This window comes from Candidatus Accumulibacter vicinus (assembly GCF_000584955.1).
GTDB lineage: Bacteria > Pseudomonadota > Gammaproteobacteria > Burkholderiales > Rhodocyclaceae > Accumulibacter > Accumulibacter vicinus.
In genome coordinates, this window is the sequence record NZ_JDSS02000042.1 from 22,846 (window position 1) to 33,472 (window position 10,627).

Genomic DNA, 10,627 nt, shown 5'->3' on the forward strand with positions numbered 1-10,627 from the left:
CCGGCTGGGGCGGCCCCTGCCCGCCGGTCGGCAACCGTCCGCACCCCTATCACTTCACGCTGCACGCCCTCAAGGTCGAGAAAATCGAGCTGCCCGCCAACAGCAGCACAGCCCTGGTCGGCTACCTGGTCAATGCCAACAGCCTCGGCAAGGCAAAGCTGACCGGCACCTACGGTCGGTAGGCGCCGCGCCGGGCGGCTATCGGCGACACTCGCCCCTTCGGGGGGGGGGCTTCTCGCCTCGGGCACCCGCTCATCCCTCGCATGGAATCAGAGGTCGCCAACCCATCCGGCGTGCTGAGCTGCCTCTCGCGCCCGCTGGATCGGGTCAAGGCCGACCCGCGCATCGCCGCCGCGATCATCACCGGCGTCGACCTGCTCGGCCAGCAGGCTTTCGTCGACAAGACCAGGCCGGTCTAGCGACAACACCAGGAGGTACCCATGACAGAGAAAGCCCAAGCCCGCGACTTCCTGGCGATTGCTGCTGACCACTGCCCGCTCGGCGCCACCGAATGGCGCCACGGCGGCGACACCCGCGGGCGCAACGTCGTCATCATCGTGCCCGCCACCTCGGTCAAGGCGCGCTACTACCACCGCTTCGCCGAATACCTCTTCGCCAGCGGCTGCGATGTCCTCACCTTCGACTACCGGGGCATCGGCGCCTCGCGGCCAGCCGACATGCGGGCCATCGACGCCAGCTATGTCGAGTGGGGCAGGCACGATGTCGAGGCCATCCTGAAGCATGTTGTCGCCCGCTACCCCGGCCAGCCCATCGATGTCGTCGCCCACAGCATCGGTGGCTTCACCCTCGGGATCGCCCCGTCGAGCCATCGCGTGCGCCGCATGCTTACCGTCGGCGCCCAGATCGCCTACTGGCCAGACTACGTCCTCCGCAAGCGCTTGCAGATGATGCTTCGCTGGCATCTCTTCATGCCCCTGGTGGCGCGGCTGTTCGGCTATTTTCCCGGCACCCGCCTCGGCTGGATGGAGGACACCCCGCTCGGCGTCGTCAAGCAGTGGAGCGCTTTCCATCGCAATTTCGACAGGAAGCCCTGGAAAAGGCACCGCAACGACCCGTCGCTTCCGCTGCTGTTCGAACTATTCCGGGGCGAAACCCTAGCCATCAGCATCGCCGATGACGAGTGGGGAACCCGGTCCGCCATCCTCCGGTTGCTGCGCTTGTACACGAAGGCGCAGAAATACCACCTGCATCTCGCACCCGCCGATATCGGCGAAAGCGAGATCGGGCACTTCGCCTACTTCAACCAGAAATTCGCCGACTCACTGTGGCCGCTGGCACTGCGCTGGATACAGACGGGCTCGATGCCCGACCCGTTCCAGTCGCGGATTCTCAAGGTCGGCTGACTCCAGGCCAGGCCGCACACTCCACCCGAAAACACCACGGCGCGGCGCGCATTTTGCAACAAGCGGCTGGAGGAGTTGCACTTTGCCTGTTTCGACATCCGCCTGCAAAGGTCTGCCAGCGGGCTGGGCATGCTGACAGGGGCTGCGGAAGCGGTCGCTCGATTGCGTTACACTGCGCGGACCACACCGACCGCCGTCTTTCCCATGCCACCGCCCGCAGCGCTTCCGACCGGAGAGGTCTTTCTCACGAAGGCGCCGAGCACGGCGACCTGCCGCCTTTTCTCGCCCTGTTCCAGGCCGCTCGCTGGTCGGCGGACGAGCCCTTGCCGGAAGCCTTGCTGGCAGCGATCACGAGCGGTGCCATGCGGCTCGATTACCGCGAGACATTCGAAGGCTGTCCCTTCCTGGGACTGCGTGCCTTCGCGCGAGCGATCCTCGACGACGCGCGCGACGAAATGGGCGCCTTGCCGCTGGTCGAGCCTGGCCTCTTTAACTCCCTTAGTTGTCGAAGAATCCGTACACCAGCAAACGCAGTTCCCACCCGCGGCGGGTGCTTGAAGTGAACCGGGCACCGGAAGATCATCCCTTATTCATGGAGGCTGCAAATGCTTCGCTTTTCTCTTTTTTTGGCCAGTATGATGGCGGCCAGCACAAGCACTGCCGGGGGCGGTTCACAGTGCCCCGTCGACACGGTACCGATCCAGATTGTGAACGAGATAAGGAGCGGCCCCGAGGCTATTCTCTCTACCGCCAAGACCTCTGATTCCAACCCACATTTTGGCGCCTTCGTGACGGCTGTTACGGAGCACGTTGCGGCTCGGCTGGCCAGGGACAAGCTCTGCATAGACAGTGCCAATAGCAAGAAGCGGTCCCTGCTTCAATTCGTGAACTGGCCTCTCGACACCTCGGGAAACGAGCCCCTCGCTCCGGTGCCATCACTGCTGGATGCACGGCCCTCCGACGGCTGCCGGATCTCCAGCCCCTGGATAGACCTTGCCTTTGAGCGGCGGCCGGTTCCGTGGATCCGCGCTGTCGTTCGCTGGAACCAGCGCCAACTGCTTGCCGATCAGGCGATGCTGGCGGGCGCGCGCAATGTTTCGGCAGGCTTGGCGATGCCGCTGAAGCAAAGCGAATTCATTCACTTTGCAGAAGGGGAATATGCGGATTCCGAAATTGACCACCAACCGGCGGCTAAGCCGATTGAAGAGCGCGTACCGCCGGATCTGCTGTGGCTGTTCCGCCGCGCCTGGCAGAGCACACGTGGCCCCTTCTCACGCGGGGCAAGGAGCGCGATGAATAGAGCAATGGAGAAGGGCGCGGAGCGCTATACGGCGCTCGTCATTGCGCTGATCGACCGCTGCTTTGCCTCTAGCGGGGCAGAGATTCATTACAACAGCATTTTTGATATCGCTGATCTGATCTCGCTTGAGCAATACAAGATCAACACGCCGATTCGTTAATTGGGGCAATGCGCGCAAGAAGCCACGGCCGTCGCCTGAGCGTTGACGTTGAACTGAAGCGCTGCGCGCTGGTGTAGGCACTCCACCGCCCTGCTGTCGTTCCCCCAACGCCTCGTCATTTCCTTCACGCCAGAACGTCCGTCAACGCAACCCAGACTTCCGGCACCCACAGCGGTGCTACTGTTTCGCAGTTCGTGGGTTGGTGCATTCGGCGGTATTGCCCCTCGATGGGTTCGCGAAAGACCGCCAGTTCGCCGGCCTTGACATCACACAGCCAGACCTCGGGAATGTCGTGGCGCGCATAGAGCGCAAGCTTGACATCGCGGTCGTAATCGAGGGTGGTGTCGGAAACCTCGACGATCAACAGGACGTCAGCGGGTGTCGGGTGTCGGTCGGCATAGTTGGCGCGTTTGACGAGGGCAATGTCCGGCTGCGGTTCGCTCCGTTCGTCAAGGACGATGGGGTTCTGCACCCGCACCATATAACTGGCGGAAGGGCCGCTGCCGAGACACTCGGCAAATCGGTCGACGAGAAATGCATGTCTGCTGCCTATCGGCGCCATATCCACCAGTTCTCCATCGATCAACTCAACGCGGTCGCTCTCATCCAGCAAACCGGACTGGGCCATGCGATGAAACTCCTCCACCGACCAGCGGTGATAAGGCACGGCAGCGCGTTCGCGGATTTCCAGCAGGATGGGCATGGCAGGTTCCCAGGCTCGATGACAAACGAGATGATAGTCCGGCATTCGCCTGGCGGCAATCACGTACTGCTCGAAAGATCCAGCTCTGCCCGTAGCCGTTACCAGCGGTGAACTTCTGTTCCTTCGCTGAGGCGCCTGATGATCCAGAAGACCATTCGCCGAGTGTAGCCTCAGCTCCGGCTCTAACGTTTGCCGCTGGGCTGTGTTGCCGAACCCAGCATATCCCAGACCTGCTCAAGTGTCGCCCGCATGCCGGCGCTGTGATTTCTCGGATAGGCTGCAAAAATGGCAATCACTAGTCGGCGATCGAAATCAACGTAAAGGCTGTTGCCGTAGGGGCCCAGAATAGCGATGCGGTTCGGTGCTCCACCAAGATGCACAAAACCATAGCGGTACTCGCTTCCCTTTCTGAGGCCAGCAAGATTCGGAGAATTCGCTATGCGCAGCCCGGCGGAGGCTGTCAGCGTTTCGATGAACCAGCTCGGGACCTTGTGGCGTCGATTGCTGTTCCTCGCGTCGATCAGCAGTTGCCCCAGACGGGCAAAATCGCGTAGCGAGAGCGCCAATCCAGCGGACAGTTCCGTTCCCTGCGAGTCGGAGAGCCAGAGGGCTGCGCTCTCGGGTCGGAGTTTTTCGAACAGTTCCTGGCAAAAGGTCCGCGTGAGCGGAACCCGGTAGGCTTCCGCGAGTGCCCAGACGAGCAGGTCGCTGTCAGGTCCGACTTCGCCGAGTTGCGGGTTTGGGGAAAAGTCCCTGTCCCAACGACCCGGTTGGTTGAGCCAGGCGCGAATCCCTTCGGCCGTGTTGCCGGTGATCCATCCACCGGCCGCCAGCCAGTCACTGACGTCGTTCGACGACCAATCGAAGCTGCTCTCTCCTTCAAGCAGGCGCCGGATCGACAACTTTCGCAACCCCGTCTGCCCACTCAGGGCGGGTATGTAGCGAATGATCGACCGGTCCGGCGAGAGCTTGCCCTGGGCGACAGCCATGGCACCCATCAGGGAGAGGATTGGTCGGGTTCCGCCAAGCAGCAGTCGTTGGTCCTGTGCTACCAGCCCATTCCAGTAGCGCTCGCTCGCCACCTTGCCGTCGCGCAGCACCAACAGGCCATCGGCGTACAAGCGCGTGGCCAGCAGGAACCCGACATCGCGCAGCTGCTGATCGAGCGGGTCGCGGGCCTTGAGTTTGTCGAGTTCAAGCTGTCGGGAAGCCGGGCGGAGCATCTGGGCGGTTCCTGTCGCCCTGATCTTCAGCGAAGGCATGAAGCGGCCGAATGACTGCAAGCCGATGCGCAGATTTTCAGGTGCCAACCAGTTGTCCTGGTCGATCCATGCGCCAGGATCCCTGGTGCTCCTGGTGACCGGCTCGATGACACATTCCTCTGCCGCATGCAGTGTCCATGTCCAAGGCACCATCAACGCCAGCAAGGTCAGCCAGTGCCTCATCGTGGGGCCTCGGCAAAGTGCGTGCTCCCTTTATTGCGAAAGCGCATGGTGGCCTCACGGACGACATCGTTCAGGTTTCCATGGATGGCCTGACGCCGGCGCAACCAGCTGGCGTCGGAGATCTCTCCGGCCAGGGAAGCGTCGAGCAGTTGCAGCCATGTGGAACAGCCAAGTTCGCGGGCATCCTCGACCAACACGGCGAGCAGTTCACGGGTGATCTGCCGGAGAGGGACTTGCCGCAGGCCGGTCGGATCCGAGATCTGCCCATCGAAACCATAGCGGCACGCCTGAAACTTGTTGTAGCGGGCAACATACAGATGCCGCCGGGTGTCGAGGGCGGGTCGAGTTCGCAAGAGATGGTGTACCAGGCTTTGCGCCAAGGCCGCCAGGGCTGCGGCGTGCTCGACCGTCAGTGGCGTATCGCAAACGCGGATTTCCACGGTCCCGAATTCGGGTTTGGGACGAATATCCCAGTAAAGGTCCTTGATACTGCGAGCGATACCACAGGCCTGCAGAAAGGAAAAGTGTTCGATGAACTCTGCCCAGTCGCGCAAGGCCGGGCATTGCCCACTCAGGGGGAAGGCCGAGACCGCGTTCAGACGGGCGGACTGGAACAGGGTGTCTTCGCCATCGACGAATGGTGACGATGCCGACAGCGCAATGAAGATCGGCACATAAGGTCCCAGGGCCTGCGTCATCCAGATCGCTTCGTCACCGGATGTACAGCCGACATGAATGTGCTGGCCAAAGACCGTGAACTGCTTGGCCAGGTAGCCATAACGGTGATAGATCTCGTCGAAGCGATCACCCGGACAAATCCGGCGCTCCGTCCAGCGATGGAAGGGGTGCGTGCCGCCACCGCAGACGGCGATATGGTTGCGCGCGCACTGACCGACGAGCGCTTGTCGGAGGCCGTCCAGATCGGCGGCAATGCCATCGACGAGTGGACGCGGCAGGGTGCTGACCTCGATCATGCTTTCGGTAATTTCAAGCTTGATATCACCAAAGCGGCCATCGTAGTCCATGCTGCCGAGAAGATCCGTCGCTCCACGCGTCAAGTCAAAATCGCGCACGGAAACCAGCTGCAACTCAAGCTCGACTCCCAGGGTCAGTGGCTGGCTCTGTTTGAATTCGGCGATTGGCTGGCTCATGCCACTCCTTCCTTGCTATTGTCGGTCGCCGCGGTCTCGCCAGAGCGCACCAAGGCAAAACGGCAGAGGGCAGGGCCGGCGAGTTCCATGATGGCAGCCGCAAACAGCGGCAACGACAGCGACGAACGGCCGATTTCCGGGTAGAGTCCGGCGATTTCATAGGCCATGAAGACGGCAGTGGCCGACAGCGGCTGAATGCCGATGCCAACCAGCACCCGCTTGGCAACGCCCAGGCCACCACCACCTGCCCACGCCAGGGCAGCCACCTTGGCCACGGCCCGAACGATCAACAGGCCAATTGCCTGCAGTCCGATCAGCCAGGTGAAGTCTTGCCAGGGCAGCGAGGCGCCGACGACGACGAAGAGGATGATCGCCAGCAACCAGTGTCCTTCCGGCAGGTTGGTATAGCTGAGCGTTCTTTCCTGATCGCTGAACGACAGGATTACCCCCATCAGGAAGAGCGTCAGAAAAACCGGCACCGCCAGCATGCGGGCGGTGCCAACGGCGAGCAGGGCAGTGGCCACGAGGATGAAGACCTGTGCCAGGGAGCGCTTCCGCAAAAGTGCTGCGACCAGACGAGCGAGAAGCGCCATCAGCCAGGCGATCATTACGGAACCGACCACAACCCATGGCGGATGGGCTACGGCATTCAGCCAGTCGTCGCTGTATTGCGCATGCACGACGCCGACGACGACGGCGAACACGACGAATGATGCAGCCGCGCTCAGTGCCGTGTGCAGGATGATCCGTTCGCTGACCTGCCCCTGCGCGTTGGATTCCTCGACGGTCAGCAGGACAACCGCCGGCGCCGAGGCCATGGTAACGGCTGCGGCAGCGGCCGCCCATGCCGCCATCAGACCAACCACCCCCCAGGCGAAGAGGAAAATGGCCGTGAAGGACAGGCTAATCTCGCCAAGCGTGGCTCTCAGCAAATCGCGGTTTTCACCTAGCCAACGCAGATCGAGGCGTCGCCCGATCTCGAGCATCAGGAGTCCGAGCGCTGCATCGGCCATTGGCCGTATCTGGGCCAGTGCCTCAATGCTGATCCAGCCGAGCATGGAGGGGCCGAACAACGTTCCTGCCAGGACGTAGCCGATGACTTTCGGCCAGCCCAATTTGGCGCGCAACCATTCGCCGAACAGCAAACCGACGACCAGCAGCATGCTGAACAAGGCGAGTGAATCGAGTTCATCCGGGAAGGGTGGCAGGAAGAAGAGGCGCTCCTGCAGGCCTTCCCAGGCAGTGCGTGCCGGCGACAGAATGCCGTTCAGCATGGGTTCGTCTCGCTCACCAGAGTCGGCCGCGCGCGGCGGCGAGAAACTCGTCGAGGATTGGCGTGCAGTCCAACAGATCCTCGCTGCCGGGGGGATGGAACTCTGGGTGCCACTGCAGGCCAAGAACATACGGCCTGCCTTGCAGGCGAATGGCTTCGATCAGGCCGTCCCCGATGCTGCGCGCTTCGACCCGCAGGTCCCGACCCAATGCTCTGATCGCCTGATGATGTATCGACACCACCCGCCCACTGGTCTTGCCCGGATAAAGCTTTGCCAGGCCGGACTTTGCAGCCCACTCGACCGCGTGACTATGCTGGTCGTAGTCGGAATGGACGTGCTCGTCTGCCGCTTCGATCTGTGTCGCGATGTCCTGATAGAGTGTCCCGCCAAGCGCCACATTGATCAGTTGAGCACCGCGACAGATGCCAAGAACCGCCTTGCCGGCTTCCATGAATTCGTGCAGAAGTTCCATTTCGTAGGCGTCACGCACCCGGTCGCCAGCCCAGTCGGGGTCCGAAGGCTCCTCGCCGTAGCTTTGTGGGCTGATGTCGGCACCGCCCTGGAGAATGAGGCCATCGAGATACTCCGGGTAGTCCGAGAGCCGGATGCTGCTGCGATGAACCATGGCGTCGCCACTGACCGCGGGAATCATGAACACCATCACGTCGCGGGACATCACCCAGTGCGCCACCGATTGCTCGAGGTACTGCAAGGACTTCGACTGCAAACCCGTGGCGCCGACCACTGGATGGTAGATGCGCGCGGAGAGACCGATACGTAAAGGGCGTCTGCTCATGATTTGTCTCCACAGGAACCTTGTTGGGAGGCAGGGTTCTCTGCTGCCGGGTCATCCGATTGCAGATGGGTTGCCTCGCCGAAGCCCTTGATCGCTGTCTGCGTGGCCAAGGGGCCGAACAACTGCATGAGAAGAATCGTCGCCAGCAAGGCGCCCGTCAGTCGTGGCTCAAGCCCGGAGTAGAGCGTCTGCATGTTGGCAAGAAGAACCAGAGCAATGCTTGACATTGGCTGTAAGCCAATCGACAGGTAGATTGAAGATGCGGTTCCCAAGCAGAGGCGATTGCGACTCAAGAGAATGCCTGCGAGTTGCCCGGCGAAGCGCGCGATGATCACCAGGACAGCGTCCGGCCAGCTCTCCACGACAACCCCAATGTCGAGCGCGGCACCGGCCAGAACAAACGTGGCGACGAGAAAAATCCGGGCGTCACTGGCAATCCGAATGGCAACGACCTGCTTGTTTCGATCCAGGGCGCGCGTCAGATAGCCGAAGAGCAACATGGGCAGAAATGCGGAAATGTCGAGGTGAATCGCGGTTCCAACGCCCAGGATGATGGTTCCCAGAATCAACAGGTGCTGGTGTTCCGAACGCCGTCCCAGGAGTTGTGCGCCGGTCAGGATGAGCGCAGTGCAGGCACCACCGAGCACCACGGCCCCACCGACTTCCTGCGTCGCTGTCCAGGCGCTGGCGAGGCTGTAAATCGCCCCATCCTCGACCAGAAGCGGCATTGACCAGGTAGAGACAACCAAGGCGATGCATCCATCGATTGCCACCATGGTGAACAGCAAGCCGGTTTTTTCTCCTCTGGCGCCCACGTCGCTGCAGGTCGCAATCGTGATTGCTGGCGAAGTGGCCAGACAAAGGGCTGTCGCGAAAACTGCGGAACTGGCGGAGAAGTCCATTGCCAGGAGCGCTAGTAGTACGGTGGCTCCGGTGGTCAGAGAGATCAATAACCCCGCTCTCAGTCGGTTCCATCCTTCACTGACAGCCACCAGCGGAACTTGATAGCCCAATTCAAACAGAATCAGGCCCAATGCCAGATCGATGAAAAGCTGGTTGGACTCGATGTGATAAGGCGCTATCCAACCCAGTCCGCTCTGGCCGACCAGCAATCCAAAAACGACGTAGCCGGTGGTTCGTGGTAAAGCCAGCGCACGACGCGAAAACTCGCCCGCACCCAGACCGCCAAGAAGCGCCATGCCGAAAATCTGGATCGAATTGAACATCAAGTCGCGAACCCTTATCGGTGCTCTGAGTGGCAAAAACGTGACCAGTGGCCTTGGCGCAATGCTGTCGCCAGAGGTGCAAGTACAAAAAAATCGATCGAAGTTACATTGATGGTAAATATAATAGTCTTTCTATCTCGATTAGAGCAATGCCTCATGCCGATGACACCTCCTTTGACAGCCGCCACACCGCCGGTCCACTTGGCGGTTCTACAACAGTTCCGTGTGATCTACGGCACGATGCGCCAGTATTTCCGTGAGGTGGAAGATCGTTGTGGACTCCCCGGTTCACAGATGTGGATTCTGCAGGAAGTGCATCGCTGCCCGGGGCTTGGCGTGACAGATCTCGCTGCACGCTTGGGTATACACCAGTCTACCTGTAGTCAACTTGTTGAAAAACTCGTCGCCCGAAGATGCCTCATCAAGACGCGCAAGCAGGAGGATCAGCGCCGGGTCGGTCTCCAGCTTGCACCCGACGGTTTGAAGGCCATCGCGGCGCTACCAGGGCCCGCAGAAGGCGTCCTTCCTGAAGCGCTTGCCGCCATGCCGGAAGTCGCCCTACAAACATTGTATATCAATCTATTTGAGTTGATACGGCATCTGCCCGGGCGGGACGATGCCTTCGCCAGCATACCGCTGGCAGACATGCTGAGGGATCCGAAATGAGGCCTGCTCAGATCGTGTCCAGGCTCTCCAGCCTGATACGGCTGTTCTATGGCGTAATGCTCATCGGATGTAGTGCCGTGGCCATCTCACCCTCAGAGCCGATGCCGCAACAGTCGCCTGATTCTTCTTCAGCCCCAGATACCCCATTGGATGCGCCTTCAACCAAGGAAACGGATTTTGTAGCGCTGGAGGAAGCTAACAGCATCTACTTCGCCAAGGGTGCAACCCGTATCGATACGGCGGGGCAGGACAAACTGCGGCATCATGCAGTGCGCTTGAAGGCTAATCCGGCGCAGGTGGTGACCTTGGCCGGTTACACGGACGACCTGGGCAGTGCCTCATATAATCTGGCGATAGCGGAGCGGCGTATCGAAGCGGTCGCCAAGCTCCTTCGCACCTACGGCGTTCCCAAGAATCAGATTCATCCTTTGCGTCGCTATAGCGCCGGTCGAGGGGAAGCAATGCCAGCCTGTAGAACAACGGAATGCCGCCAGATCATGCGCCGGGTGGAAGTGATCTATGGTATTCGGTAAAGCGGTTCG

The 10,627-nt window shown here is 61.0% G+C and carries 11 protein-coding genes and 2 pseudogenes; 7 read left to right on the forward strand and 6 right to left on the reverse strand.

The annotated features are described in order from the left end of the window. From CAPSK01_RS18115 to CAPSK01_RS18130, 5 genes and pseudogenes are all read left to right on the forward strand, one after another. Positions 1-182, forward strand: a pseudogene (locus CAPSK01_RS18115) (phosphatidylethanolamine-binding protein); the annotation flags it as partial. Positions 183-263: 81 nt separating this feature from the next. Continuing rightward, positions 264-419: a hypothetical protein gene (locus CAPSK01_RS23895; RefSeq protein WP_273704020.1), complete on the forward strand. Its 156-nt coding sequence runs from the start codon at positions 264-266 to the stop codon at positions 417-419. A 21-nt stretch (positions 420-440) separates the two neighbouring features. Beyond that, complete coding sequence (locus tag CAPSK01_RS18120) at positions 441-1,364, forward strand: alpha/beta fold hydrolase (protein WP_034930031.1); 924 nt, start codon at positions 441-443, stop codon at positions 1,362-1,364. Between the two features lie 323 nt (positions 1,365-1,687). Then, positions 1,688-1,927 (forward strand): hypothetical protein, encoded by a 240-nt coding sequence (locus CAPSK01_RS23900; RefSeq protein ID WP_273704021.1) that lies wholly within the window; start codon positions 1,688-1,690, stop codon positions 1,925-1,927. A 42-nt stretch (positions 1,928-1,969) separates the two neighbouring features. Next, positions 1,970-2,824, forward strand: coding sequence for a hypothetical protein (locus tag CAPSK01_RS18130; RefSeq protein ID WP_034930035.1), 855 nt, complete (start codon positions 1,970-1,972; stop codon positions 2,822-2,824). Positions 2,825-2,948: 124 nt separating this feature from the next. Here the strand turns inward: CAPSK01_RS18130 and CAPSK01_RS18135 are convergent, their stop codons facing one another. From CAPSK01_RS18135 to CAPSK01_RS18160, 6 genes and pseudogenes are all read right to left on the reverse strand, one after another. Beyond that, a complete protein-coding gene (locus tag CAPSK01_RS18135) occupies positions 2,949-3,527 on the reverse strand; it encodes a Uma2 family endonuclease (RefSeq protein WP_273704022.1) in 579 nt (192 codons plus the stop codon). A 182-nt stretch (positions 3,528-3,709) separates the two neighbouring features. Continuing rightward, positions 3,710-4,972, reverse strand: coding sequence for a serine hydrolase (locus CAPSK01_RS18140; protein WP_034930037.1), 1,263 nt, complete (start codon positions 4,970-4,972; stop codon positions 3,710-3,712). Beyond that, positions 4,969-6,123 carry a YbdK family carboxylate-amine ligase gene (locus CAPSK01_RS18145; RefSeq protein ID WP_034930039.1) on the reverse strand — a complete coding sequence of 385 codons (1,155 nt, stop codon included), beginning with the start codon at positions 6,121-6,123 and terminating at the stop codon, positions 4,969-4,971. Before CAPSK01_RS18145 ends, CAPSK01_RS18140 begins: the two co-directional genes overlap by 4 nt. Continuing rightward, the gene (locus CAPSK01_RS18150) at positions 6,120-7,397 is read right to left on the reverse strand and encodes a cation:proton antiporter (RefSeq protein ID WP_034930042.1); all 1,278 of its coding nucleotides are present in this window, start codon (positions 7,395-7,397) and stop codon (positions 6,120-6,122) included. The genes CAPSK01_RS18145 and CAPSK01_RS18150 overlap by 4 nt, the downstream gene beginning before the upstream one ends. A 13-nt stretch (positions 7,398-7,410) precedes the next feature. Continuing rightward, positions 7,411-8,193 (reverse strand): annotated as a pseudogene (locus CAPSK01_RS18155) (type 1 glutamine amidotransferase); the annotation flags it as partial. Beyond that, positions 8,190-9,419 (reverse strand): cation:proton antiporter, encoded by a 1,230-nt coding sequence (locus tag CAPSK01_RS18160; protein WP_034930048.1) that lies wholly within the window; start codon positions 9,417-9,419, stop codon positions 8,190-8,192. The pseudogene CAPSK01_RS18155 and the gene CAPSK01_RS18160, both read right to left, overlap by 4 nt. Before the next feature lie 156 nt (positions 9,420-9,575). Here CAPSK01_RS18160 and CAPSK01_RS18165 point away from each other — a divergent pair, with 156 nt between their 5' ends. Both CAPSK01_RS18165 and CAPSK01_RS18170 read left to right on the forward strand, forming a co-directional pair. Next, a complete protein-coding gene (locus tag CAPSK01_RS18165) occupies positions 9,576-10,085 on the forward strand; it encodes a MarR family winged helix-turn-helix transcriptional regulator (protein WP_273704023.1) in 510 nt (169 codons plus the stop codon). 77 nt (positions 10,086-10,162) lie between these two features. Further along, entirely contained in the window at positions 10,163-10,618 is a 456-nt protein-coding gene (locus tag CAPSK01_RS18170) for an OmpA family protein (RefSeq protein WP_273704024.1), read from the forward strand. The last annotated feature ends 9 nt before the right edge of the window (positions 10,619-10,627 follow it).